25 protein-coding genes are annotated in these 26284 nt (G+C 56.1%); 7 read left to right on the top strand and 18 right to left on the bottom strand.

Annotated features, from left to right (window positions below; genetic code table 11):
- The first annotated feature begins 13 nt into the window (after positions 1-13).
- The gene (locus Q0O07_RS04460) at positions 14-2140 is read left to right on the top strand and encodes a 3-hydroxyacyl-CoA dehydrogenase NAD-binding domain-containing protein (RefSeq protein ID WP_295490876.1); all 2127 of its coding nucleotides are present in this window, start codon (positions 14-16) and stop codon (positions 2138-2140) included.
- Positions 2141-2225: 85 nt separating this feature from the next.
- Here Q0O07_RS04460 and Q0O07_RS04455 read toward each other — a convergent pair whose 3' ends face one another.
- The 3 genes from Q0O07_RS04455 to Q0O07_RS04445 form a co-directional block, all read right to left on the bottom strand.
- Positions 2226-4190: an FAD-dependent oxidoreductase gene (locus Q0O07_RS04455; protein WP_295490874.1), complete on the bottom strand. Its 1965-nt coding sequence runs from the start codon at positions 4188-4190 to the stop codon at positions 2226-2228.
- A 10-nt stretch (positions 4191-4200) separates the two neighbouring features.
- Positions 4201-4488: a DUF1330 domain-containing protein gene (locus Q0O07_RS04450; RefSeq protein WP_295490871.1), complete on the bottom strand. Its 288-nt coding sequence runs from the start codon at positions 4486-4488 to the stop codon at positions 4201-4203.
- Positions 4489-4578: 90 nt separating this feature from the next.
- Entirely contained in the window at positions 4579-5220 is a 642-nt protein-coding gene (locus tag Q0O07_RS04445) for a TetR/AcrR family transcriptional regulator (protein ID WP_295490869.1), read from the bottom strand.
- A gap of 143 nt (positions 5221-5363) precedes the next feature.
- Between Q0O07_RS04445 and Q0O07_RS04440 the strand changes: the two genes are divergently transcribed.
- From Q0O07_RS04440 to Q0O07_RS04430, 3 genes are read left to right on the top strand one after another with little or no spacing between them, the layout of a single operon-like run.
- Positions 5364-6524 carry an acyl-CoA dehydrogenase family protein gene (locus Q0O07_RS04440; RefSeq protein WP_295490866.1) on the top strand — a complete coding sequence of 387 codons (1161 nt, stop codon included), beginning with the start codon at positions 5364-5366 and terminating at the stop codon, positions 6522-6524.
- Positions 6521-7456, top strand: coding sequence for an alpha/beta hydrolase (locus tag Q0O07_RS04435; protein ID WP_295490863.1), 936 nt, complete (start codon positions 6521-6523; stop codon positions 7454-7456). The genes Q0O07_RS04440 and Q0O07_RS04435 overlap by 4 nt, the downstream gene beginning before the upstream one ends.
- Positions 7453-8328: a MaoC/PaaZ C-terminal domain-containing protein gene (locus tag Q0O07_RS04430; RefSeq protein ID WP_295490861.1), complete on the top strand. Its 876-nt coding sequence runs from the start codon at positions 7453-7455 to the stop codon at positions 8326-8328. Before Q0O07_RS04435 ends, Q0O07_RS04430 begins: the two co-directional genes overlap by 4 nt.
- Here the strand turns inward: Q0O07_RS04430 and Q0O07_RS04425 are convergent.
- The 4 genes from Q0O07_RS04425 to Q0O07_RS04410 are packed head-to-tail and all read right to left on the bottom strand — an operon-like array spanning position 8325 to position 12253.
- Complete coding sequence (locus Q0O07_RS04425) at positions 8325-8711, bottom strand: VOC family protein (RefSeq protein WP_295490858.1); 387 nt, start codon at positions 8709-8711, stop codon at positions 8325-8327. The two genes, Q0O07_RS04430 and Q0O07_RS04425, sit on opposite strands and share 4 nt — an antisense overlap.
- On the bottom strand, positions 8692-10035 hold the full coding sequence (locus Q0O07_RS04420) for an MFS transporter (protein WP_295490856.1): 1344 nt from the start codon (positions 10033-10035) through the stop codon (positions 8692-8694). The genes Q0O07_RS04425 and Q0O07_RS04420 overlap by 20 nt, the downstream gene beginning before the upstream one ends.
- Entirely contained in the window at positions 10035-11174 is a 1140-nt protein-coding gene (locus Q0O07_RS04415; RefSeq protein WP_295490854.1) for a phosphotransferase family protein, read from the bottom strand. Before Q0O07_RS04415 ends, Q0O07_RS04420 begins: the two co-directional genes overlap by 1 nt.
- Before the next feature lie 2 nt (positions 11175-11176).
- Positions 11177-12253 carry a TIGR03857 family LLM class F420-dependent oxidoreductase gene (locus Q0O07_RS04410; protein WP_295490851.1) on the bottom strand — a complete coding sequence of 359 codons (1077 nt, stop codon included), beginning with the start codon at positions 12251-12253 and terminating at the stop codon, positions 11177-11179.
- A gap of 136 nt (positions 12254-12389) precedes the next feature.
- On the opposite strand from Q0O07_RS04410, the gene Q0O07_RS04405 reads away from it, so the two are divergent.
- Positions 12390-12836: a nuclear transport factor 2 family protein gene (locus Q0O07_RS04405; protein ID WP_295490848.1), complete on the top strand. Its 447-nt coding sequence runs from the start codon at positions 12390-12392 to the stop codon at positions 12834-12836.
- On the opposite strand, the gene Q0O07_RS04400 is transcribed toward Q0O07_RS04405, so the two are convergent.
- On the bottom strand, positions 12837-14060 hold the full coding sequence (locus Q0O07_RS04400; RefSeq protein ID WP_295490846.1) for a cytochrome P450: 1224 nt from the start codon (positions 14058-14060) through the stop codon (positions 12837-12839).
- Positions 14061-14139: 79 nt separating this feature from the next.
- Positions 14140-15471 (bottom strand): hypothetical protein, encoded by a 1332-nt coding sequence (locus tag Q0O07_RS04395; RefSeq protein ID WP_295490843.1) that lies wholly within the window; start codon positions 15469-15471, stop codon positions 14140-14142.
- Between Q0O07_RS04395 and Q0O07_RS04390 the strand changes: the two genes are divergently transcribed.
- Complete coding sequence (locus Q0O07_RS04390) at positions 15455-16330, top strand: alpha/beta fold hydrolase (RefSeq protein ID WP_295490840.1); 876 nt, start codon at positions 15455-15457, stop codon at positions 16328-16330. The genes Q0O07_RS04395 and Q0O07_RS04390 overlap by 17 nt on opposite strands.
- Here Q0O07_RS04390 and Q0O07_RS04385 read toward each other — a convergent pair.
- The 4 genes from Q0O07_RS04385 to Q0O07_RS04370 are packed head-to-tail and all read right to left on the bottom strand — an operon-like array spanning position 16327 to position 20823.
- Positions 16327-17157: an SDR family oxidoreductase gene (locus tag Q0O07_RS04385; RefSeq protein WP_295490837.1), complete on the bottom strand. Its 831-nt coding sequence runs from the start codon at positions 17155-17157 to the stop codon at positions 16327-16329. The two genes, Q0O07_RS04390 and Q0O07_RS04385, sit on opposite strands and share 4 nt — an antisense overlap.
- Entirely contained in the window at positions 17154-18728 is a 1575-nt protein-coding gene (locus Q0O07_RS04380) for an NAD(P)/FAD-dependent oxidoreductase (RefSeq protein ID WP_295490835.1), read from the bottom strand. The genes Q0O07_RS04385 and Q0O07_RS04380 overlap by 4 nt, the downstream gene beginning before the upstream one ends.
- Positions 18725-20056 carry an MFS transporter gene (locus tag Q0O07_RS04375; protein WP_295490832.1) on the bottom strand — a complete coding sequence of 444 codons (1332 nt, stop codon included), beginning with the start codon at positions 20054-20056 and terminating at the stop codon, positions 18725-18727. The genes Q0O07_RS04380 and Q0O07_RS04375 overlap by 4 nt, the downstream gene beginning before the upstream one ends.
- Positions 20053-20823, bottom strand: coding sequence for a hypothetical protein (locus Q0O07_RS04370; protein ID WP_295490830.1), 771 nt, complete (start codon positions 20821-20823; stop codon positions 20053-20055). Before Q0O07_RS04370 ends, Q0O07_RS04375 begins: the two co-directional genes overlap by 4 nt.
- 123 nt (positions 20824-20946) lie before the next feature.
- On the opposite strand from Q0O07_RS04370, the gene Q0O07_RS04365 reads away from it, so the two are divergent.
- Positions 20947-21762, top strand: coding sequence for an SDR family NAD(P)-dependent oxidoreductase (locus Q0O07_RS04365; protein ID WP_295490828.1), 816 nt, complete (start codon positions 20947-20949; stop codon positions 21760-21762).
- On the opposite strand, the gene Q0O07_RS04360 is transcribed toward Q0O07_RS04365, so the two are convergent.
- From Q0O07_RS04360 to Q0O07_RS04340, 5 genes are read right to left on the bottom strand one after another with little or no spacing between them, the layout of a single operon-like run.
- The gene (locus Q0O07_RS04360) at positions 21759-22301 is read right to left on the bottom strand and encodes a VOC family protein (RefSeq protein ID WP_295490826.1); all 543 of its coding nucleotides are present in this window, start codon (positions 22299-22301) and stop codon (positions 21759-21761) included. The genes Q0O07_RS04365 and Q0O07_RS04360 overlap by 4 nt on opposite strands.
- A complete protein-coding gene (locus tag Q0O07_RS04355) occupies positions 22291-23544 on the bottom strand; it encodes a hypothetical protein (protein WP_295490823.1) in 1254 nt (417 codons plus the stop codon). The genes Q0O07_RS04360 and Q0O07_RS04355 overlap by 11 nt, the downstream gene beginning before the upstream one ends.
- Entirely contained in the window at positions 23541-24317 is a 777-nt protein-coding gene (locus Q0O07_RS04350) for an SDR family NAD(P)-dependent oxidoreductase (RefSeq protein WP_295490820.1), read from the bottom strand. Before Q0O07_RS04350 ends, Q0O07_RS04355 begins: the two co-directional genes overlap by 4 nt.
- Complete coding sequence (locus tag Q0O07_RS04345; protein ID WP_295490818.1) at positions 24314-25480, bottom strand: sulfotransferase; 1167 nt, start codon at positions 25478-25480, stop codon at positions 24314-24316. Before Q0O07_RS04345 ends, Q0O07_RS04350 begins: the two co-directional genes overlap by 4 nt.
- Entirely contained in the window at positions 25477-26280 is an 804-nt protein-coding gene (locus Q0O07_RS04340) for an SDR family NAD(P)-dependent oxidoreductase (RefSeq protein ID WP_295490815.1), read from the bottom strand. The genes Q0O07_RS04345 and Q0O07_RS04340 overlap by 4 nt, the downstream gene beginning before the upstream one ends.
- Positions 26281-26284 lie beyond the last annotated feature (4 nt).

Genomic DNA, 26284 nt, shown 5'->3' with positions numbered 1-26284 from the left:
CGAAGGATTTCCCATGCGACATATGAAAATCGAAACAGCCGCTGACGGCTTTGCAACGCTTACGCTCGACAACGCCGACGAATCGATGAATCTCGTTTCCGACGCGTTCATTGCCGAAATGATGGAGGCAACCGCGCAGATCGCTGCCGACGACGGCATAAAAGGTGTAATCCTGACATCGGGCAAACCCACTTTCATGGCAGGAGCCGATCTGAAATTGCTGGTTCAGGGCTATGACACGATGACGCTGAAAAGCGCATTTGCATTCAGCCAAAAGGCCAGCGCGATGCACCGCGCGATAGAAACATCGGGTAAGGCGTGGGTTGCCGTGATGAACGGCTTGGCTCTGGGTGGCGGGTTTGAGCTGGCTCTAGCATGCCATTACCGCGTCCTTGTCGATGACCCCAAAGCTGTGGTTGGCCTGCCCGAGGTCAATGTCGGACTATTGCCAGGATCGGGCGGTACGCAACGCCTTATCCGCATCGCTGGAATGAAGATCGGCACAGAGCTGCTGCTTTCAGGACGCGCGGTCAAAGGCGCAGAAGCTTTGGCGCTGGGCATTGTTGATGCCGTTGTTCCAGTCGCCGAAATGGATGCAGCGGCTCGGGCGTGGCTCGCCACGGGTCCCGATCCGGTCAAGCCCTGGGATGTAAAGGGCTATGCCCTGCCCGAACAACGCGGGCTGATTATCCCGGAATATTCCGCCGGAATGATGATCACATCGGGATCGGTTGCCAAATCAGGCTACAACCTGCCTGCCCCCATCGCGATCCTGTCGTGCATCTATGAGGGTGCGATACTGCCTTTTGATAAGGCGCTGGCGGTCGAATCCAAATATTTCGCCAAGCTTTTGACCAGCCCGGTTTCGCGTAACATCATCCGAACGACGTTTCTGTCAAAGGGCGCTGCCGAGCGCGGTGCTGGCAGGCCTGCTGGCATCCCAAAGGCCGAATTCAAAAAAATCGGCGTGCTCGGCGCAGGCATGATGGGCGCCGGTATCGCGCTTGTTTCGGCGCAAGTCGGCGTTGATGTTGTCCTAATCGACCGCGACGTCGAAAGTGCAACCAAGGGCAAAGCCTATTCCGAAACCGTTCTCGGCAAACAGATCGCGCGCGGCAGCATGGCGCAGGACAAAGCCGACGCGATTCTTACCCGGATAACTCCGACCGATGACTTCGCCTTGCTTGAAGGGTGCGACTTGATCATCGAGGCCGTGTTCGAAGATATCAACATCAAGGCTGAAACCACCCGCAAGGCTGAGGCGATTATCCCAGCGACCACGGTCTATGCGTCTAACACATCGACTTTGCCGATCTCGACATTGGCCGAGGCGTCGGCGCGGCCCGACCAGTTCATTGGGCTACACTTCTTTTCGCCCGTTGACCGCATGGGTCTAGTGGAAATCATCAAGGGCGCAAAGACCAGCCCGGCAACGCTCGCCGTTGCGCTCGATTTCGTTGCCAAGCTGCGGAAAACGCCGATTGTCGTCAATGACAGCAGGGGCTTCTACACCAGCCGCGTGTTCCAGACGCTGATCCACGAAGGCGGCGCAATGCTGGAGGAAGGCGTTCCGCCCGCAGTCATCGAAAATGCCGCTAAGGCCGTTGGGATGCCAGTGGGGCCGCTGGCGTTACTCGATGAACTGACCTTCGATTTGCCGCTGAAAATTGTCGAGCAAGCCATCGAGCAAGAGGGCAGCAAATATATCGTCCCCGCTGGTGTTTCGGCGATGAAGAAAATGAAGGCGCAGGGACGCTCCGGCCGGAAAACCGGCGGCGGCTTTTATGATTATCCGGCTGAGGGCGGGAAAAAGCTCTGGTCTGGCCTTTCGGATATTTTTCCGGTTTCAGCTGACTATGACGTCGCAGAATTGAAGCAGCGTTTTCTCTATGCACAAGCAATTGAAACCGCCCGCTGCCGTGAAGAAAATGTTATCGAGACATCCGAAGACGGCGACTTGGGCGCAGTCTATGGCTGGGGCTTTCCCGCTTGGACTGGCGGAACTCTGTCATATATCGACACCATCGGCGTCGCAAAGTTTGTGACCGAATGCGACCGGCTCGCACAAAAGTTCGGACCACGCTTTGCGCCATCGGCATGGCTCCGGGAACGCGCGGCGACTGGCACAGGCTTCTATTGAGCTGGGAAAAATCTCAACCCATCTATGAAGACAGGCACCAAACCCGTTCTGGCTTGAGAAAAGCAGAACGGGTTTGACTTGTGACTTAGAGTCGCAAGCCAGCCCGTCGTCCATCCTTGATCGCTTCGTCAGTCGCAAACACACTCCAGCGCGCTTCACGGGCGTCTCCGATTAGATGGAGCTCCAGCGCGGTGCCTTGCAACGCATGGAAAAGCGCCTCCTCCGGCGGCTTAGATGTCACGAGGATAATGTTATCAACGTCCTCAAGCATAGTGGATTCGCCGGTGTAGATGTTCGCCAGTGCGACGTTGGCGGGATCAATCTCTTTGATCAAAGTGGTGGGAATGAACCGCACTTTTGGCAACAGCCGCTTGCTGATTACCTTATTGATGCCGATTTCGGTCACAGACATGGCAAGGCCGCTGTCCATGGTGACAAAGACGACCTCTTTACCCTGATCGGCCAGATATTCGGCAATGCCAGGTCCGACCTCGTACGACGTGTTATCGCACACGACGATTTTTTTGCCGACCCGCACGTCTTCGAGCAGCAAATCTTCGGGCGTCAGAACATGGTCAAAGTGACAGCCTGGGATCGGAGCAAGCTGGTTTTTGCTGACCCCTGTTTTGGTGTACCGCGCGCCGGTTGCGATCACCACAGCCTCCGCGCCGAGGTCGGTTAACAACGCTGGCGTCGCTTCAGTGCTTAACCGAATATCGACGCCAAGCTTGCCGAGTTGCAACGTCAGCCAGCGGATAATGTCGCTGCGATCTTCCAGCCCCGGAAGCGTGGCCTGTAAGGTCACATGCCCGCCCAATATGCCCGACTTTTCAAGTAGAATGACTTGATGGCCACGCTGTGCCGCGACCATTGCCGCCTGAAGCCCGGCCGGACCGCCGCCGGCAACGACAACCTTTTTGATGACCGACGCCTTTTCCAGCGGCGGTTCGTGTTCATGGCCTATTTCGGGGTTGACGGTACAACCGACCGGATGCCCGATGCAGGACCGCAAAAAGCACCCCTCAAGATCGCCGATACAGGTGCGGATTTCAGCATCCTGCCCGTTCCGCGACTTGTTCGGCCATTCGGCGTCGGCGATGACGGATCGGGCGACGAAGATCATGTCGCATTTACCGTCTTCAATCGCCTGATCGCCATAGGCCGCACTTAAAATTCGTCCGCCGCTGACCACGGGGATATTCACGACTTTTTTAACCTCAGCCGCGGCATAAAGATGCGTGCCTTCAGGCATGTACGATGACGGATAATGAAAATGTGTCATCTGCGGCTTTTGCCCGCGCGCCGTGATCCGCAACCAATCGACTTTTCCGCTATCAGATAGCAACTTGCATATACCGAGCCCTTCGCTCAGCCCTTCGCCACCAAGCGTCGCATCGTCGGCGTTGACGGCGACGCCCAGAACGAAGTTCGACCGACACCGTTGCCGGATTCCATCGATGATCTCCATTACCATCCGCATCCGGTTTTCGAGGCTGCCGCCATAGTCATCGGTTCGATAATTGTAGAGCGGAGAGGTAAAGCTTTGCAGCCCCGCACCACCGCCAATCGGGAATTCGAAACCATCAGCGCCAGCCTCTTCGGCGTGCAGCGCGGAGATCACGTGCGCCTCCACTAGTGCCTTGATCTCGGCGACGGTCATCGAACGGGGCTGGCTGTCACTAAGCACGGTATGGGGTGCCATCCCAGAAGCCTGAGCCTGTTCCGGATCAGCCATCATCCAGACACCCTGCACGAAAATCTTGGTACCGTGCTTGTGCGCGGCATCCACTATCCGCTTCATCGCGGGAATATCTTCGCGGGCATAAGCGCGAATGAACCAGCCCGGCGGCACCAATGGCGCGGGCGTAACCTGACAACTGGCAATCCCCATAAAGCCGACGCCACCTTTGGCTCGCGCTTCAAAATATCCCACCTGCTGATCGGTTCCGATACCCAGACCAACCATCCCGTGCGGAGACATGAAGACCCGGTTGCGGACCTCCAATGACCCTATCTTCATCGGGCTGAAAAGGTGCTTGAATTTGCTCATGATTGCGCTCCTACGCCGTAGTAAAGTGGATCATGAAAGCGGTATCCGCTGAGGCGTGCCGAATTGGGATCGCGGTTTGATATGCCTCGGACTGGAACCATTTTAACGCGTCGCCATCGCCCTTGAACTTCATGACGATCAGAGTCGATCCTGGGAAGTTGCCTTCGAGCACCTCCGGGCTTTCAGCGACCATGACTTCCACCTCGAAACCGGCGAGCGACTGATATCCCGCGCCTGCGTAAATGTCATATTTCTCAAGGTCATTCTTGTTGACCACACCCACAATGCAGGAACTCATAAGACACCTCTCCAGCTGATAGGGTCGATTATCTCGAACTCTCAATTCGCGGTTTACATCTGCTGCACGGCAGGTGCAGCACCCTTCTTTTTACCGGAGTAAAGCAGACGTTTCGGGCCGTAATGCGTGAAGGATGAAATCGATACTGTGGGCGTTCCACAGGCCAATGCCGGCATCTCCGTCAAAGGCGATTTTGGTGGTTGAGGACATATCCCAACGCTGCATAAACACCGCCGAAAGGATGGAAAAGGCGGTCCAGTAAAACAAGAATGGATCAACATTTGCCCTGAACACACCTTGATCCGCCCCGCGTTCCAATATTGGCTGGATGGAATTGGCAACGAATTGCTTTACCGTTGGAATATACTGGGAGCGGCGCGATACGTGCACTCCCCGGTGCAGCCCCTGATCGAGCGTCATAGCCACCATATATGGCCGCTCCGCCAGCGCGTTGTGCACCCGTTCTGCGAAACGGCGTAATGCTTCTGAAGGCGGTAATATCTCATAGTCAGGATCTTCGAGCAGGACGCGCATCTCCTCTGCCACCCGGTCCAATACAACACCGTAAAGTTCTTCCTTGGTTTTGAAATAATGATATACCAGTTGCTTGGTGACGCCCGCGTCTTTTGCGATGGCATCAAGCCGCGCGCCGTCAAATCCATGTTCGGCAAAGGCATCACGCGCGGAAATCAGAATGCGAGCGATAGTCGTTGCAGAAGAGTGTTTGTTCAACCTTTTGATCCTTGCGCGTTCCCAAGCTTACATTAACGGTAAAATTATCAAGTCACGGCCTCGCCCGCCCGTCGATAGGTAAAGATATCGGTGAGATATTGCACTAGACCGTCGTTTAACCACATGGATTCTGGGAAGCTTATATGCGTCGCGTAACTTTCGAACTTGAACATGACCAGTTTCGCGATTCGGTCCGCAAATTCATGCAGACCGAGATTTGGCCGAATGTCGAACGCTGGCACGAAGCCGGTATTGTTGACCGCGAGGCCTTTACCAAAGCGGGTGCAAACGGACTGCTCTGCACATGGGCTGAGGAACAATATGGCGGCCTTGGGATCGAGGATTTCCGCTTTGAGCAAATTATCATGGAGGAAAACACCCGCCACGGCGATCTCGGGTTCTATCTCCATTTGCACAGCAATCTTGTAGCGCCCTATATCGCGAAGCTCGGGACAGACGAACAAAAGGCGCGGTTCATGCCGGGCATAGTCAGCGGTGAAAAAATCCTTGCGGTAGCCATGACCGAACCGGGCACTGGCAGCGATTTGGCTGGCATGAAAAGCCGTGCCGTTGATATGGGCGATCACTGGGTTTTAAACGGTTCGAAAACCTATATCTCCAATGGCATCCTTGCCGATGTCGTCGTTGTCGCGGCCCGCACCGATCCGGAAAGCAGCCACGGACTCGGGTTATTCTTGGTCGAGCGCGGGATGGAAGGATTTGAACGCGGTCGTAAATTGAAAAAGATGGGACTTAAAGCGCAGGACACCGCAGAACTCTTTTTTAATGATGTGAAGGTGCCCAAGGCCAACGTCATTGGCGATGCGACAATGGGCTTCAAATATCTTGCTCGTTTTTTAGCGCAGGAACGCTTGGTCGCAGCTATTATATTCCAGACCACCGCGCAAGTTGCATTCGATATCACGCTTGAATACATAAAGGAACGCAAGGCGTTTGGGCAGCCTATCGGCACGTTCCAGAACAGCCGTTTCAAGATGGCCGAAATGAAAGCCGAACTTGATGCTATGCAATGCTATATCGATCAGAGTGTGCTTTTGCTTAACAACGGCGAATTGACAGCTGACGATGCTGCTGCGGCAAAGCTACTAACAAGCGAACTGGAGGCCCGTGTAGTCGATCAATGCCTTCAACTACACGGAGGCGCAGGCTATATGGAAGAATATCGTATCTGCGGTATCTATCAAGACGCGCGCATCAGCCGTATCTTTGGCGGCACGTCGGAGATAATGAAAGAAATTATCGGACGAAGCCTTGGGCTTGATGACCGGAAAAGAAACAAATGACCACGCGCTATCTGGTAGACCCTGAACTGCTGCCGATGCTGGACGCTTTTCCGCCAATGACATTGTCGGCGGAGACGCTGCCAATGATACGGTCGGCTATTCCCCAGATGATGGCGGCGCGCCCGTTGCCGGATTTTCCGGTAAGTTCCAACGTCATAAATATCCCGTCGGGTGATGACGGTCGCGATATTCGCTGCCTGCTGATCCAGCCACGGACCTCGGGCACGAACATGCCAGCCATATTGCATTTCCACGGGGGCGGGCATGTTCTGGGTATTCCCGAAATGGACCAGCCACAGTTGATGCGGTGGGCGGCGGAACTGGGATGCCTCGTGCTTTCGGTTGATTATCGCCTGGCCCCCGAAACGCCGTTTCCCGGGCCAATGGACGACGCCTATGCGGCGCTGCGCTGGCTGAACGAACAATGCGATATATTGGGCATCAATCCGGATCGCATCGCAGTCAGCGGCGGCAGCGCTGGTGGCGCGATGGCCGCCTGCCTATGCTTGATGGCGCGTGATCGCGGCGAGTATAAAATCGCGTTTCAACATCTTGAGGCACCGCGCCTTGATGATCGATTGGCAGGGTCGGAAGATGCTAATCCGTTCACAGGCGAATTTGTCTGGACCCGCGCAAACAGTGCGTTTTGCCGGGACGCCTATTTGGGAATAAATACCGCAGACCCATATGGTTCGGCTGCCCGCGCAACGTCACAATCCGACCTGCCTCCCGCTTACATCGCGGTCGGATCGCTTGATCTGTTCGTCGACGAATGTCTCGCCTATACTGCGCGACTTACCAGAGCAGGAGTACCGGTGGAGTTGATCGTCTATCCCGGCTGTTTTCACGGTTTCAAAATTGCCGCAGAAGCAAATGTTACGATACGGGCCGAAGATGACAACATCCGAGCGCTTCGCAAAGCGCTGGCGTGAGCAGTCCCCTAGACGTTGAAAAGCTGCAGGAATATAAAATTCCCCACGCAACAGATGATTACGACCCCCGCGATGCAATTATTTATGCTCTCGGGGTTGGAGCTGGGCTCGACCCTGCGATTAACGAGGTTGATTTCCTCTATGAACGCCAGTTGCAAGTCCTGCCAACCATGGCGCTCGTATTGGGTACACCGGGCTTTTGGCCAATGGACCCAAGCTGCGGGCTCGACTGGATAAACATATTGCACGGCGAGCAGCGGCTAACGCTGTTCCAGCCGCTCGATCCTGCTGGCACGCTATTGGGTGAAACCATTGTCACTAACATTGCCGATAAAGGCCTTGGCAAGTCGGCTTTGGTGCGCGCCGTGAAGACGCTGAAAACCCTCAGCGGGGCGTTAGTAGCCGAATCAACCGAGACATGGGTGGTGCGAGGCGCAGGAGGGTTTGGCGGCGAGCGGGAGTTGCCGGGCGACGTCTTGCCGCCGGTGCCAGATCGCAGTCCTGACATTGTCGCGACTTTGCCAACATCGGTTACCCAAGCTGCAACCTACCGCCTGTCCGGCGACCGTAACCCGCTGCACATAGATGGCGCGACCGCAAGGCGCGCTGGCCTTGACCGGCCGATATTGCACGGGCTTTCGACATTAGGTGTGGTCGCTCGCGCACTCATACACGCGTGCTGCAACGGCGACGCCGCACGATTGAGCAGTATCGACGCGCGCTTCACGGCACCGGTTTATCCCGGCGAGACGATCACGACAGAAATATGGAATATGTCGGGAACATTGCATTTTCGGTCGAGCGTCAGCGAGCGCAAGCTGGTCGTGATTGACCACGGCGTCGCAACGATGGACGCTTTTGCAAAGATCTAAGTCTCGGGCTTGAAGCAATAGGCGCAAATCTTGTTGCCATCGGGGTCACGCAAATACGCGCCATAAGCGTTCGGCACCGCGCCGCGCGGGCCAGGCGCACCTTCGTCGCTGCCGCCTGCGGCAAGTCCCGCGATATGGAACGCATCAACAGCTGCACGATTGGGTGCTTTGAAACCAATGGTCGCGCCATTGCCGGGATTAGCAGCGCTACCATCAATCGGGCGCAAGACCAGAAACTCGGCAGCGCGGTTGCCATAAGCAAGTCCCTGATCGAGAAAATCGCCAAGCCGGACAATCCCAAGTGGAGCCAGTGCCGAGTCATAAAAACGTCCCGCACGGGAGACGTCATTCGTCCCGACGCAATTATGTGTGTAGATGCCCATTGGTTTCAGGCTCCTCGGCGGAGTTTAGCTTTAGGAAATAGATCGCAACAGCCGCCAGCAACGAGCCCATCGCCATCAGCATCATTACGCTGGCAAGCGGCGTTCCACCGGCGAACAATATGCCAGCCAATGCCGGTCCGACCACCGCCCCTGCGCGGCCCGTGCCGATGCCAAAGCCCGAGCCCGAAGCCCGCACATGGACAGGGAAGGCTCGCGCGAGAATGACGTAGAACGCCACAGCGGCGCCGTTGATAAAGAACCCCGTTATTCCTGCGACCAAGGCGAGCACCTGCAAATCCGGCGTTGTTCGCCCGAACAGAGAGACCATAACGAACGACCCCAGCAGAGCAGCGATGGTCACAGGCTTGATCCCGAACCAATGCGTCAGCACCCCGTAAACTGCTCCACCCGTCGCGCCGCCCAGCATCGCCCAAATCAGGATGTCCGCTGCCGAACTGGCATCAAACCCAAGGTCGACGACAATCTTGGGTATCCATTTCATGAAGAAATAATAGCAACTGACATGAGTGAAATAGGCAAAAGTGACGAGCAAAGTCGTGCGGATGAGCGATGGCCGGAAAATGTCAAACACCGACCTCATGTTCTTGGCGCTAGACACAGGCGGAAGCGCCGAAATATTTGGTAATCCGAAGCGGAAGAGAGTCCGGTTAATCCGTTGCAGCGCGTTCGAAGGGCGTTTTTCGGCAAGAAAGGCTGGCGATTCCGGAATGAAAATCAACACCAACGGGATGAACGCAGCGGTCGCCACAGCGCCGAAAACAAAGATACTGCGCCAATCACCACCTTCAAGCAATTGCCGTGCCACAAGGCCGCCCCCGACAGCGCCCAGCGGATAGCCGATGACCATCAGCGACAGCGACAAATTGCGCCATTTGCGGCTGCTAAATTCAGCGACGACCGCGTTGATCGCAGCAAGCATACCGCCAATGCCAAGCCCCGTTATCACACGCCAAATCGAAAGTTCAGTGATACTCGACGTTTCCGAAACCATATACATCCCGATCGTCATCGCGATCAGGCACACAACTATTGTCGGTCGCCGGCCGTAACGGTCTGCTGCACCACCAAGCACGATTGATCCTACCGCCATGCCGATGAGTTCCATCGACAGAACCCAACCGAGCGCGTCTCGCTTTAGGCCCCATTCATCTGCGATCCCAGGTGCCGCAAAACTGATGGACAGCACATCAAAGCCGTCGAGCGCGTTGAGTAATATTGTAACGACCACCGCAGCGATCTGCCACGCACCCATAGGGTACGTGTCGATGACTTCTTGTGGGCTCTGTGCGATTTCTTCAGACATCAGGCTGAAGCCTCGTCCGTTTGATCGACGGGTGTCAGGTTTCTCATAAACGCGTAAAAATCGGGTCCAAGTTCGGGTAATGCCATGTCTAATCGTTCTGCCAAATATGTTGTCATCAGATTGGCATCGAGCGATTTATTGTCTGCCGAAATGTTGCCGATACCCACCTGCCGGTCAAATGCCCCAACCACAACCAGTGCCATCCGCAGCGCAACGACCACGTCAAAATAGTCAAGATGTTCTGCCTTTCGTCCAACCGCTGTTTCCCAAATAGTAATGGTTTCACTGCGGGTTGGAAGCCCTTTTAACCGCTCAACACCAAAGCGCCTGCTGAACAAGTCATCGAAATAGAGCCACCATGCGAGATCCAGCTCGGACGGCCCAAGAGCCGCCAGTTCCCAATCAATCAATGCATTCACCGTTCCGTCCGGCGCAAACATAACGTTGGATGGCGTACTGTCCCCCCACAATACGTTGATGGGCGTTATGGGCGGCTGATGCTCACGAATATAGGCCATCGCCGCATCTATATAGCGCATTGGGCGACCTTTACGGCAACCATGATACCATGCCTCAAGATGGCCGAGATACTGGTCAAGCCCGGCCGCCCCCCAATCCGGATTCGCTAGGAAGGCGAAGCCATCATTTTGCCAATCAATTTTGCTCATCTTTGCGAAGGCTTCGATCGCATTTCGCCAGGTTCGGCTGCGCTCTGCCGGGGACATATTGGCGACCCAACCTGCGCTGTTGTAATTCGGTCGCTGCGTTGCCGAATGGCCGTCAACTCGCCCCATAACCAAAAATGGCATATCAAGCACATCCGGATCCAACTCTATTCCGACCCATTCGGGCACGGGTGTCACCTGCAATCGGTCAAGCGCAGCCATCATATTGCCCTGCAGCGAAAGGCTAGACCCCAGAACCACTTCAAAATCGGTTGGCTGGCGACGGACCACCAAAGTCCGCGATTGCGCGCCGTCGGCGTCGTTGTAGTCAACGTCGACAAAGAATATCTCGGCCGAAAATCCCGAACCGAGCGAAATCTCCATCGGGCGTAGGTTGACGTTGCGCCATCCATTGACATTCGATTCCAGCCAATCACGCAGCCGCGCGCGTACTTCATCCGACGCCATCGCCATAACTACAGCCCCCTTGCCACCAGCGCTCGCTTCAGTTCGGTGGTTAGCGGCCCCATGTCAAACGGCGACGAACCGTGGAGGAGAATTTCATCGGCGCCTGCATCCAAAAACGCCATCAACTGGTCAGCGCACTGTGCCGCAGTACCCACAGCCGCACCCTCGTCAATCCAATGCTTGGGCAGTATCCGGCTGACGTCAACCAACTCTTGCCGTGTGTAAGCTTGGTCCGCAGGCTTCCCGTTTAGGCACGCGATTTTTGGATGGGCGCGGATTTCGTCGAGCACCGATTTATCCCAACCGTTTATTTCGACAATCATATCACCAAAGCCCGGCAACTCGAAATAAGTGATAGCGCGACCACCGACCACAGCTTCCTCTTCGTCCTTCGGCAAATCGGGGGCGACTATGATATTGTGATAAATTCGCACGCTCATCGGATCACGTCCAGCCGCTTCAGCGGCATCGCGCACAATTTTCGTACTGTTCCGAACACCGTCGGGTGACACGAAGGGATGCAACAAAACACCGTCACAATGCGTACCTGCGAATTCCAACGACTTAGGGCCAATAGCGGTGAAGATGATCGGCGGCACTTTGCCTTTATGCATATCGGTCAACTTCAGCATCGGAAACTTACCGAGCACCCCTTCATAATCTACCGTCTCACCCTTCCAAAGGCTTCGCATGATCGAGATGCAATCAGCAAGCCGCTCCATTGTGATTGCCGGCGCGCCGAGCATCTTCATGTAAGCAGGAACAGCCCGTGCGAACATGATACCAAATCGTTCGCCACTCATCGCCTGCATCAGATTAGCAATGCTCGCGGTTACAATAGGATGCCGCATCGTCGAGTAAAAAGTTCCGTTGATCCGTATTTTTGATGTGGCTTCGCTGACCGCACCAGCAAGAACTGCTGGCTCTTTCAATGCGAACCGTTCTGAAATCCAGACGGCTCCGAGACCGATCCGCTCGGCTTCTTGGGCTTCGTCAATTGCGCGACGTGGGTCATCTACCCGACCAGGCAGCACATAAGTTCCAAATTTTTCGAATAGTGCCTTCGCACCTGCTTCCTCTGCCATCACAGCGCTCCTCTTTTTCATTATTCGCGACTTGTGCCATCAACGGGTACGCACGTCTATCAACCTATCCGCAGACAGGCGGGTGACCACCGACCATCAGCGAATATCGAAACCAATAGATCAAGAGGGTAATTTTATGGACGCGCTGCAAATGCTTTTGGCACAAAATGAAATTAGAGGCCTGAAGGCGCGCTATTGCCGCTTTCTCGATACCAAGGATTGGGAGGGCCTTACCTCGCTATTTTTGGAAGACGCGGTTCTAGATGTCGAGCAAGACACTGGAAACCCTCCTCTCCATGGACGCGCTGCGATTATCGAGCAAATTCGTATCGCCGTCGTAGATGCTGTCTCAAGCCATCAGGTGCACACACCTGAAATTACCTTGCTTAGTGAAGACGCCGCAGAAGGAGTCTGGGCAATGCAGGACCGTGTCGTATGGCAACCGGGCAAATCGCCTATCCCAGGCATCGCATCTATCACCGGCTACGGGCAATATCACGAAAGATACCACCGGTCAGATGATGGATGGAAGTTCGCATCGCTACGCCTCTCCCGCTTCCACGTCGATATGCACACAGCCTAATCAATCCCATTGCAGCTCAAGCGCCGGCACAAAAGTGATGTTGCCGACGAAATAACCAAGGTCAAACCCATCCTTGACGCGGAACGAGGGGATAGCTTTCAATAGCTCTTCAAGTGCTACCTGCAACTCAAACCGGGCCAGATGCATCCCCAAACACTTGTGGATTCCGCCACCAAGGGCGATGTGCGGCGCTTTGCGGTCAAAGCGCACTTCCGAGGGATTATCGTGCATCTTGGGGTCCTGATTTGCGACCGGCGTACAGACGGAAACATATTCGCCCGGCATGATTTTCTGCCCGTGAATTTCCAATTCCTTTGTCGCAATCCGGAACGCGGTCACAGGCCCGAATACGCGAAGAAATTCTTCAACCGCCAGTACGATCTGGTCTGGATTGCTGCGAAGCTGCTGCTGTTGTTCGGGATGACGCGCCAGCCAGGTAACGATATTGCCAAGCATCGTAGTCACCGTATCAAGTCCGCCAAGGAACAGGTTGAAGCAGTGGCCAAGCACTTCTTCATCGTTCCATTTCCGACCGTCTTCAGCCTCAAGATCAAAGAGTTTCGAGATATAATCGTCACGCGGTGCCACGCGGCGGGCGGCAATTTCGCCTTTCAAATAATCAACCGCATTTTTAACAGCTGCTTTGCGCACTTCCCAATCATTGGTATGCAGCATGTTTTTTTCCCACACAAGGAATTCGGCCATGCGATCCTGAGGCAAACCGAGCAGATCAAGCACGATGTATATTGGATAGCGCTCCGAAAATTCATTAACAAAATCGCATTCTTTGCGATCACGGAATTTATCGATCAGGTCGATGGCGCGTCCGCGTAGATCTTCCTTCATTGCCGCCATTTTTTGCGGCGAAAAACTTGGATTGAGCGCCTTTCGGTAGTGGGTGTGCATTGGCGGATCGACTTCGGTGGGTAGCACCAACCAATTTTCACCAATGCTCTGTGACCACTGGCCCATGCCGTTCTTGGTAAAATCATCGACGTTGCGAAGCATCGCCATCGTGTCTTCATAACCGGTTAGCAGCCAGCCCGGCTTATCACCGGGAAAAATATTGGTGATATAAGTTATAGGCCCCAGCGTCGCGTGCATTTCTGGGATGAGCGTTTCCTGAGGGCAATCCTTCACGACTTTGCGCGCAAAAAATGGCGAGGCCAATGCGTTTTCGGGTTTTACATGCGGCGGTAATGTTGTTGGTGCGGCGGATGCCATTGTCACTCTCCTGAATTCTACGCTTTGCAGTTAGGGCCAGCAGCGTCTAGCTTAGCCTTTCCAACGATAGGTTGGCAATTTACCAAATAGCCCGCATTTGCGCCGCGATGCGCCTATTGCGTAAGGCAATGGCGCGATCTTGGGGCGAGACGCGCTTCGTTACAGCTGGCAAATGATCCCATACATCCACAAGTTTCACCTTGCGTATACTGGGATTGGGCGTTGCATTTGCGCCAAACCACCGACCCTGGATAGCGCCGCTTTCATAGCCTGCTGTATCAAGCCAGTTATGTACGCCGGGATCGCGAGCCGATATGACCGTGCGGAAAATTCTATCGCTGTCGATTACCCCCTGCATGTCGTTCAGGCTGGACTGATTGTTGTACCAATCAGTCGTCTCGTAAAGCTCGTTAGTCAGAATGATTGACCAATATTTATAGGCCTCAGGTATTTTGACCTCTGTAATCAGTGCCTCATCATCGGCCAGTTCATAAGCGCCTTCATAATAGCTTTGCCCTTGCAGGCCCGACATTTGCGATACGTCGAAGACCTTCAGCGCATTGAGAAAGCCTTCATCGCGCAGTTCTTGGACGTGCGTTGGGAAGGCTAACGCACACACTTGAGTGATGCCCGCCATTTCTCCAAATGCGTGCTTTAGGGCGTCGATTGAAGGACGGCCCTTGGCTTCATCGACATCCAATCGCGCGATACCGAAACGCGGTTCGCGCTCGACGCCCCAATCGCAACTGACAATGCGGATCATGAATTTTTCGCAAGCCTCGTTGAGCGGCCAGTAGTCACCTTTATGGCCAGCGGGCTTTTGCGGCGAAATGACGACTTCAAAATTGCCTTCGCTATCGATTTGCAAATTATCAAAATTGCCCTGATCGAGGACGGGGTGATGCTTGCCTGTGCGCAGGGTATCCGGCCCCATTTGGGCCAGGATCATCATTCTGGTCGTACCGCGGTCGCCCTTGAGCAAATAACTACCACCCTTTTCGATCAGGCAGCTTTTATATATCGTGTCGGCATTTGGCTGAAAGATATTCTGCGCGATATTGAGTTCGGGAACGAACATCGGATGCCGCCTATCGCCCACTAAAGCGTCTGAACTGGCGCGTGCCAATCCTGACAACAACAGGCGCATCGACTCTGCCATAATCTGGGGATTACCGCGCAACCGTTCTGGAACGCGCGCGCGCATTGCATCACCTAACGGACGCAGGCCGTCGATCAATTTCTCCCATTCCAGCCCGTCACTCGCCATGCTTCCCGTTCCTCCGGTTTGAACTTGCTTAAGCTCGCCTTTTACCGCCGTGCGCAACCTTTCCCCCGGCAGGTTGATACCCGCCGCACCTAGCCAGAATGCGAACTTCAACAAGGATCGCCGCTGCATGAAATCGACTGACATAATGATCGAGGTTACTTCTGCGGTTGATATCGATGAGCCTGCCCATATCGCCGCGACACTCCACCTGCCCGAAGAAATGCCGAGCGGCCAGTTAGACCTGATTTTTGCAGTCCACGGTGGCGGCTACAACCGTCATTACTGGCATCCCCATTTTGCCGATGATAGTTACAGCTTTGCGCGCTTTTTCACAGGGCATGGGAAAGCGGTACTCGCCATCGATATGCTCGGCATGGGCCAAAGCAGCACGCCCGAGCCTGAAAGCAGATTAGACAGAATGAAAATTGCGGCTGCGCACAACGCCGCACTTGTGCATTGCGTCGCCGAACTGGCTCGTCCGGTTTCAATCACTGGCCTTGGCCATTCGATGGGCGGGTTGATGATTATCACGCAAGCTGCAGCGCACGAGGGGCTGGACCGCGTTGCTGTGCTGGGTTGGTCAAATCAGCCGATGGTGCTTGGCGATACTGATGTCGCGTCGCTGCAAGCAGGGTTGATACCATCAGGCTATCTCGCCACCCCGCGAGAACCCATGCGGAAGCTTTTCTATTGGTCAGATGTACCAACAGAGCTGATTGAGTTCGATGAGGCCAATGGATCGACGACTCCTGCCTGCCTCGGCCGTGACGCTTTGACGCCGGGGATAGTTCACGAAGCCTCGGCACAAATCGCCGTTCCTGTGCTGATAGTTCAGAGCGAAATTGACACCAGCCCTGCCCCCGAGCTTGAGCCTGCATACTTTGGCAAGTCTCCTAGCATCGAGTTGCAAATACTGAAAAATGCAGCCCATTGTCAGAATTTTGCCTCGAACCGCAGCCTGCATTGGAACCAGATTAACGACTGGGTCGACCGGAAAGGCTAAAAATTCGCCCCCCGCATCGCGGCAACTGCTCCGCCATCTACGCGGATGTCGCAACCGGTAATGTAGCTGGCGGCATCGGACGCAAGAAACTCGACCGTTCCGGCAATATCATCTGCCGTCCCCCAGCGTCCCATAGGTGTCGCGTCCGCCATTGCTTGCGCGCGGTGTCCGCTAGCGGCTTCTTCCTGCCCCATGGGCGTCCAGACAACGCCTGGAGATACGGACACTAGGCGCGCACCGAACACACCCCAGTCAAGCGCCCGGCGCTCACACATCCTGATAACAGCCCGCTTCGAAGCAGAATAGGCTTGGCCTTCCATTGTGCCGCCGTGCGTCGCGATGATTTCCACAAGCAACGGCTCAAGCAAATCGCAGAGATTGGGTTGCAATGGGTCATCCAACAAAACCTGAACAGCGGCGTCGACAGGCCCAAGATGACCTGCGACCGAAGCAATCATTATGCCAACGGCGCCATCTTGGAGTATTGGCTGAAATGCACTCAACAAACGTTGCGGCGCGACTATGTTGGCTGCGATTATGGTCCGCCAATCAGCTTGAACCGGAGACAATCCAGCAGCGTTGACTAGTGTTGCCAATGGGCCAAGGGCTGCGCAGTGCTCGGCGAGTACGTCTGAAACCTGCGGATCAGCAAGGTCGCCGCAGACGGCGTGCGCCTGGTACCCTTCAGCGATGAGTTGCGCGGTCGCCGCATTAAGGCGATCACCGTCGACGTCGGACAGCAATAAGGTCCGGGTCTTGACAAGACGACGGGTAATCGCCGCCCCCATTCCGCCTGCGGCTCCGGTAATGATGGCTACGTGGTTCACAATTTTTTCAGATAGCGCAGCGACCTGCTGGCAGCAATGCGCCCGGCGATGCCCGAAACACCGCCGCCGGGATGGCTCCCTGCCCCGCCCAGAAACAATCCCGGCACAGCAGGCTTAGGACCACCAAATCCTGTGGCAGGCCTGTGAGTTCCCGCCCGCAGTGCCCCGAAGTCGACATGGGTAACGCACCCATTGCTAACATTCAGCCGGGTTTCACGCTCACGTGCGGTTTCAACGAAGCGGCCAACCTCATGCTGGAACCCGTCATAATATTCGGACAGTTGCGCAATGATTGATGCCATCGTCTTGTCCTTAAGCGCGGGAGACCAGCCTTCACGCGCATCGACCGCCATTGCCGGCAGATAGAGATAGGCAATGGAGCAGCCCGGTGGTGCCTGCGTCGGATCAATGTTGGACAGCGGGCTGAGTGACACGGCATGCCGGTCCGGAATGTCCCCGCGACGCGCCGTTGCAAAGCTGTGGCGCACATCGTCGGCAAGACCGATCAGCCCGACCGCCTTGTTCAAATCTGCATCATCATGCCGCATATTCTGATGCTTTTTCAGCTTCAGCGGCGCCTTCATCGCGACGTTGGCAAGAAATGGCGCTGCATTTGAACGGTTGGACGGGACATGCTCGATCCGTCGCATCAACTGCCGATCGACCGCGCCCGGCGTCGTCATGGCAAAGGTCGTTTTGGGATCGCTGGTTGCAACAACAACCTTCGCCCGCAAAACCCGCCCGTCAGAGAGGCGCACACCTTTTGCTGCGCCATTTTCGATCAGGATTTCGGCAACAGGTGCGCCCAGCAAAATCTCCGCTCCGCTCTCGGTTATGCTTTTGGCCATTGCATTGGCAAAAGCCTGCAGGCTGCCAACAGGCTTGCCTGTGCCCAAGCGGTGCGTCACGGCAAAGATCATATAGGCTGCCGCGTTGCCGTCATCATCCACCGGTCCTGCGCCCGCCGCGATACCATTGAGCAGAGCAATGGTGGCGGGATGCTCGAACCACTCACACGCAACCTGATCCGCGGTCGCTTTGGAGATCGCAATCAGTTGATCCTTCAACCGCACATTGCGAACCACACTGCCAATCATCTTGGTCAGGTTGCGGAAATCGGGCTTGCCGGGCTCCGCCATCATGATCGGAAAGCCAATGTCCATCATCGCATCCATGACTTCCATGAACTTCAGATATTGCTTGCCGTCACCCGGATGGATGCGTGCAATATCGTCGGCTGTCCGTTTGTAGTCGCGAAAGAGCGCGATCGATTGGCCGTCCGGGTGGAGATAGGCGTAACTCGGATCAGGGTCGATTGTCGTCAGCCCGTGCTTCTTCAATTCCAGATCTTCGATGATCCCGGACCCGCGCGCAAACAGCAATTCCACTGCACATGGTGTCACCAGATAACCTGGTGCATCGGCGATCATATAGCCCGAACTGGTCATTCCGCCGACTTTGTCCAAGCGTTCAACAACCACAACCTTTTTGCCTGCCCGGCTGAGATAGCCTGCGGCTGCCATGCCATTATGGCCACCGCCAACGATAACTGCGTCATAAATATCCGTCATTCGGGTTTATCCTCCTCAAGTGCAGAAATTTCACCGGCGATGCTGCGTGCGGCAACCCAATAGCTGGCAATGGCCAGTAGCAAGAACAGGCCGAGCCAGAGAAGCGCTTGCTGCAAACCGGTGCCGGACGATGCCGCACAGGCCGCAGAAGGAGCCCCTGCCTTGCGCGCCAAACACTCAACTGCATATCCCGTGCCATAATGCCCGCTCGCCAGACGGTCACTCATCCACCCGAGAAACACCGAGCCCAAGCCAAGACCAAATACGGTCTGACCAAAGGCATGGATTGCCGCCGCCGTCGCACGCATCCTGGGTTCGACCAACCGCTGCGTGACCGTCATAATCGTGGGCAAAAAGGCATAGAGGCAGAAGGTTGCTGCAAACAACAACACCGCCATGAACCGCCAGTCATCCTGATAAATCGCTGCGAGATATAGCGGCAAGGCAAGCGCCGATGATATCATCGGTAGCACGCCATAACGCCGGTGATCGTTAGTCGCGAACCGGTCTGCCAGCATCCCGCCGACCACACCGCCAAGTGCAGTCGCGGCGCTAAACGTCAGAGCAAAAGTGATGGCGGCGTCCTTCAGGTCAAAGCCAAAGCGGCGGACCAGAAGCGGGATTAAAAAAAGGTTGAGGCCAAATCCCACCAAAGCAACGATGCCGCTGCCAAAGGTGAAGGTCACAAACGCCCGCGACTTGCCAACGCGCCGCAGCACTGCGCCAAAGGCCGGGGCCGCGCCGTCCGCATTCTGCCGGTCCGGTTCCTTTATTGTCAGCCAAAGCAGCAAAGCCAGCAGCAACCCCGGCGCACCCATCACCAGAAACGCCATGCGCCAGCCATGGTTCTGCGCGATCCAGCCGCCACCCAGGGCACCCACCGCGCCGCCGACCGAAACGCCCACGGCTATCAAAGAAAACACCGTCGCCCGCTTTTCCGGCGCAAACCGATCTGCGATCATTGACACGACGGGCGGTGTAAAACCCGCCTCTCCGATACCCACACCCATGCGCGCGAGCAGCAGATGCCAATAATTTCCTGCTATGCCTGACAGCATCGTCATCACTGACCATAATGCGGTTGCCGTCGCGACAATGCCTACCCGGTTGATGCGCTCTGCTAGCCGCGCCAGCGGAATGCCAATACCGCCGTAAAACAGCGCAAAGGCAACTCCACCCATGATGCCCAATTGCAGATCAGACAGACCGAATTCACGCCGGATTGGTTCACCGACAACAGAGATAATCATCCGGTCGATAAAGTTGAACATATAGATCGCGCCGAACAGGAGGATGAACCACCAATCGCGCCCCGAAAACCGCTTCATGCGTTTGCCTTTTGCCGTGCGTCCGACATTTGGGCGATAACATGGATGGCGATCATGCACATTAGCATCGTCGCGGTGCCGCCTGCCCACACCACCGGCGTTGACCAGCCGGAATTGAGCGCCAGCGAAACCGGCGCGGTCGTCGATCCAAGTGTCGAGGCATAAGTGAAGCTCGGCAAGATCAGTAGCCACAAACGCTTCGCCCCCTTCAGATAAGGCATAAACACGGCGAGTGCAGCGCCAAGCACAAAACCGCCGGTCGCATCGCAGAATGAAAACCAGATTGGCGAGCCGAAAATGTGGAACGGCTGGTTGCCATAAAATGCGCTGAGATTGAGCCATTCGCATATCGACACCGCGAGCCAGTCAACGACAGCGGTGGCAGCAAATAATTTCCAGATTTTGGCAGTTGACGCTCCGCCCTCGATCACCCGCCAGACAAGATAGGCCGACCCGCCAAAGAACCACGCATAGCCCAAGGGCACGAACCACGGGATTGTGCGGTCGTAAGCCCGGAAAAAGGCCAGATTATTAACGTCGGGATACCAGTAAAGCAGCGTGTTATCGTAAACCGGCTCGATCATCACGGCGGACAATGCCGTGCCAGCAAAGATCAACGGCAACACCCATCCCTGACGCTTCCGCTCCCCACCTAACGCCCACCACAGCAGGATGCCCGTCATGATCACAATCGTGCCGATCAAAAACGCGGCCCCTGCGACGGGCGGTGCCGGCATGACAGGCACTGGAACGATAGTAGTCGGCATCGGGTCCCCTCCCCGTATGTTATCTATGTGGCCGGTATGAGATGGTGCAAACCGATGCCAACCTTCCGTTTGGCAGGTGGACACAGCGACCCGTACATGGTGGATGCCAACTGAGGAGTATCTATGTCTGGAAAATTAGACAATCGCGTTGCCATCATTACGGGTGCTGCTGGAGGTATTGGGGCCGCATCGGCGCGAAGGCTTGCCGTTGACGGTGCAACCGTCATTCTCGCAGACATTGACGCAAAGGCGGTCGAGGGCGTTGCTGCCACGATAGCTGGCGCAGTGGCGTTCGCGGTTGATCTTACAGATGAAGAGTCCGTTCGATCACTGGCCAGCACGGTGACCCAGCGATTTGGCCGGATCGACATTCTCCACAATAACGCGGCGATACAGAACGATGCTCAACGCCAGAAGGACCTCGATGTCGTCAACCTTGACGTCGCAGCATGGGACATGGCGATGGCAGTCAATGTGCGCGGCGCGATGTTGATGAGCAAATATGTCATTCCGCATATGATTGCCGGTGGCGGCGGATCAATCATCCACAGCGCATCGGGCTTTGGCGTCCAAGGCGAAGCAACGCTGACGGCTTATGGCGCCTCCAAAGCGGCTTTGATTCAACTCAACCGGATGATTGCCACGCAATATGGCAAACAAAATGTGCGATCTAACTGTATGGTCATCGGCTTTGTGTTGACCCCGCTGGCAGTGGAATCAACGCCCGATGTGGTGAAGGATATCTTGCTGTCGCATCACCTCACGCCCGAACTGGGGCAACCAGAAGACATTGCCAATCTAGTGGCCTTCCTTGCGAGTGACGAAAGCAAATTCATCACTGGCGCCGCCATCCCAATCGACGGCGGCGTCACCGCGCATCAGCCAAGCTACGCCGATTTCCAGAAGCTGTTCGCCGCGATGGGAAGCGGGAAGCTTTAACCGGCGAGTTCGGCGAGCCGCTCCATATTGCGCACAGGGTCAGTTACCCCATCCCACGTTAGATGCGCTTTCTCCATTAATGCGAGTGAGCCCTGCATTGCTTCCGAAAGTTCCATCAACTCAACATAGCAGCCATTGGCCGTTTGGGTATCGAATAGGCAAAAGCGTTCGCCACCCGGCATCGTTCCCGAATATGCCACCTGATGCCCCGCCGCCGACAGCCGCGCATAGCCAGTGTCAAAATCCGTTCGCGGCATGATGTGGTGCAATCCCTCACCGCGTGTCCTCAAAAAATCGAGAAATGGCGACGCGCCGTCGTTGGTTTGCTGAAGCAGTTCTATCAAAACACCGCCTGAAAAGCCGAAGCCGACGCGCATCGACACCTCGGTTGGCTGTCCATAATAAAGCTGGCCGGGGAGGACGGGAACGTCGAACACGAAAAACGGCCCTGCCCCCAAATCACGCGTCCAGTGCAGCAGCGCCGCATCCAGATCGCGGGTGACATGGCACAGCTCGATGATCGACCCCTCAGGTTGCATCCTGCCATCCCTCTGCACTCGTCCGCATTGCAAAACCGCTCGCACGTTTTGCTATTTGCGCACGCCGATGGTCCAGATCCACGCGCGGGATGTCGCCTGGAATTGCATCCAACTTTACCAGCCGGACTTCCCGAATCAGCGGTTCCATGGCGGCGTCGGCAGGCACCCCCTGCCACCGCGTCAGCATCCATCCGTCATGCAGCCCGCAGGTATCTATCCAGTTCGCAATACCGGGGTCGGCGAGTGCGATTGCGTAAGTCACGGTACCATCGGAATTCAGCACACATTGCGACTTGTTTAGGCTGGCAAGCCGCAGCATCGGGTCAGGCGCGATTGTCCACGGATCGGTGATCTGAAAACCGGTATAATAACTGCCCGCAGGGTCAAGCGTCACAAGCACGGCTTCATCATCCCCGACCGCGAACCGGCCACCCGCCAAATACCCCCAATTGCCGTCGCGGCCATTGGGGCCGACCAACCGGTTGGGGTCGGGAAAGCCCAGAAAATCGTCTTTGAAACTGCTCCAGAAGCGAATCCAGGCGGGCATGTCTGCGATGATAACGGCGGCGATCTCATCTTCACTTCGTGGCTTCCAACCCGTTGGCTGATCAAGCCGGCGGACGCTGACTTCGGCGGGCCGCTGGGTCCAATCGGCCTGACTGTCGCGGGTGTAAATCTGGATGCGGCCTGCCTCGCTTTGTAGGTGTAACAGTCCGCCCGGTTCAGGCCCGACCGTCACCGTAACACCGCCATCCGCGTCACAATGCGGCAATAATTGCTGCAATGTCAGCGCGCCAATGTTGCGCCCCAAACCGGCATGATGCTCCGGTTCCATTTCGATCACGATGCTGAATTGCGGCGGGTTGGGGGAGAAGCGCAAATCAATCTCGTAATGACCAGCACCATCAATCGGAATTTCGCGGTTGAAATTGTCGGGATTATCAACCGCTACCGCTGCGCCGTGATAGACATGGCCGAACCAGCTGCGCGGTGGATTTGACACATTCCAGACGACTTTGGGATCGGCGGTATCGCCATTCGCCTCCCGCATGGCGAGCGCCAGCACCCATTGGTCCAGCGCTCGGTCCAATCCCAATGAGCCATCAAGCGTCTTTGCAGCCGGATCGGCCAGCATCCCTAGTCGCGCCAATTCACGCGCTGTGCGGACGTCTGTGCGTTCAATCAGTCGCAACGCCAGCCTCTCGGCGGCTTCTTGGTCGGCGGTATAAAGCGGATTGCTCACGAGATCGTACCGACGCGGCCACCTTCGGTGAAGATGGTGCTGCCCGTAGTATAGCTTGAGGCATCGCTCGCCAGCAAAATCGCTGCGCCAACGGCTTCGTCAGCCGCGCCAAAGCGTTTGATTGCGTTGCGTTCGGCAAGGCCCAAGCCTTTGTGGATTTCCGCCTCTTGCCCGTCAGGACTCATCGAGCCAACGCACAGGCAGTTGATCCGCGTATGCGGGGCTTGTGTCTTCGCCAGCTCGCGCACGAGGAACAGCAATGCGGCCTTGCTAACGCCGTAGGCTACCGCCGGCGGGATCGGTGTAAAACCTCCGCAGCTCTGCACCGAAATGATCGAGCCGTTGCCGTGCGCTCTCATGTCGGGCTCAGTCAGTTCGGTCAGTCTCCATGTTGCCATCACGTTGACGTCCATCGCGGTTTTCCAGACCTCGTCGCTATTTGCCCACAGTCCGCCGTCATGCGCATAGACTACCCCTGCCGCCGCATTGTTGAAGACGATATGGATCGGACCAAAAGCGTCGCGCGCGCAGGTCACGAGATTTCCAAGATCGGCCTTGTTTGCTGCGTCCGCTGTTACAGCCAACGCCCGTCCGCCCTGCAACGCGTTGATCTCTCCGGCAATCCTCTCAAGCCGGTCTGGCGAGCGTGCCGAAATGACCACATTCGCGCCAAGTTCTGCGTAGGCCTTGGCGACATGCTCCCCAACACCGGGGCCAACGCCAGTCAGGATTGCGGTGCGGCCATCGAGACGAAACCGATCAAGAATGCTCATTCCGGCCTCCCCAGCAGGTGACCGAAACGGTCGAAATAATCCTTCATCCGCACCCGCACCTCATCTACGTCGATGCCATATTCCTCGGGGCTATGCTTATGTTTGCCCATGCGCTTGGCCGCTGGATTGTCGGCTAGAAACTGGTCGATGCGCGCTTTGTGCGCTTCCGAAAATGCCAGGCCGAACTTGTCGTAAATCCGCTGGATTGCTGCCTTGGGGTTGGCCACAACATCCTTGTGCGCCAGATCAATAATGCGCGCCTCAATCGCGGGATCAGCGCGCGCTGCAAGCCCGCGAGTCATTCCTGCAATCCATGTGTCCACCACCTCGCGGCCAATTGCCGTCTTGTCCTTGTCGCCACCAAAGGCTGCAAGAAAGCCCGCAATAAAGCTCGATAGCGACGAGAATGTCAGTGCAGGATCGCGGTGAGTCCACACCAGCATTGCGTCTGGATATGCTTCGAGCAAGGCAGGCAAATCAAAAAGATGCTGGGGTGACTTCAGAGTCCATCGGCCTTTTGGCCCCTTCCATTGAAAATTCTGGAGCAGCCGCTTGTGCGAGGTATACTGCCCCTGCACCCTGTTCTCACGCAGCCACTTGGCGAAGTCCGGCACGCCCAGTTCTGCGGCAAAGTTGGTACTGCCAAAATGATATTGCATCCCGTGATTGCACTCGCCCGGCTGGGTGCAATCGAACCGTTGTATATCGAGCAACTGCGGCGCGTGCTGCAGCCAATTGTCATACATCGCCTTGACTACCGCGATGCGAGGATCGCTATCAAAGGTCGTGGCATCGGTTGGCGGCCATGGAACATACCATTCCCATTCACGCGGCGCGCGCGCCTCTGGATCGAGGCACAGCAAATCATAGCTGATTGTCGTTCCGGTGCGCGGCAGACCGACAACAATTAGCGGCGCACCAACATCTTGGCGCGCTATGTCGGGATATTTGCGGTCGTCCTCAACAAAACGAAGCCGCGTGGACAATTGCCCCACGATATTATGCTGCGCGATATGGCGAAGCTGGTCGGGCGGGTTCATCGCCTCAACAGCATTCACCAATCGAACAAGCCCTTCGCGCCAACCGGTATCCGGGCCGAAGTCGGTGAGACCAGTTGCCGCCCTTGCTTCTGCTTCCAAACCGGCAACGCTCAGCATAGTCATTTCATCGCCTGCGCCATGAAGTCCATCAGGTCGGCATAATGTGGCTGGTGCGAAAGGCCGCCACCCGAGATCGAGATATTCTCGCCGGTAATGTAGCGGCTTTCATCCGAGGCAAGGAACGCGACGAGTGCTGCGATATCATCGGGAACCCCGAATTCGGGCGTCAAGATATGCCGCTTGATAATATCGGCGAGCCCCGGAACTGTTTTGCTCAAAGCCTCGGTCAAGACCACGCCGGGTGCGACCGAGTTGCAGCGGATGTTTTGCAGGCCGTGTTGCGTCGCGATATATTTGGTCATCGTAATGATCGCACCCTTGGAGGCACCATAAGCAATACGCGCGAGATCACCTGCACTGCCGCTATTTGACGCGGTGTTGATGATCGACCCACCACCGCCCGAAATCATGTGCGGGATCGCATATTTGCACCCAAGCAAATAACCGCGCAGGTTGACGTCGATAATCTCGTCCCAGATTTCGAGCGGAATCGTCACTGCATCGGTATCCTGCTGCGATTTGACGGGATCGGTCATCGCGGCGTTGTTATGGAGAATGTCAAGCCGTCCGAAATGCTCGACGGTCTTTTCCACCATTGCCTCAACTGAGGCCGGATCAGACGCATCGAACTGCACCGCGATGGCGGCATCACCGAGCGGTTCGGCAACGGCTTTTGCAGAGTCAGCAAATACGTCGGCAACGGCGACCTTTGCCCCTTCGGATACAAAGCGGCGCACGACTGCGGAACCTATGCCGCCGCCGCCGCCCGTTACGATGGCAACTTTGCCTTGAAGTCTTTCCATGGCG

The organism is Sphingorhabdus sp. EL138 (assembly GCF_945890115.1).
Lineage (GTDB): Bacteria > Pseudomonadota > Alphaproteobacteria > Sphingomonadales > Sphingomonadaceae > Sphingorhabdus_B.
This window is presented reverse-complemented; position numbering and strand designations above follow the sequence as displayed.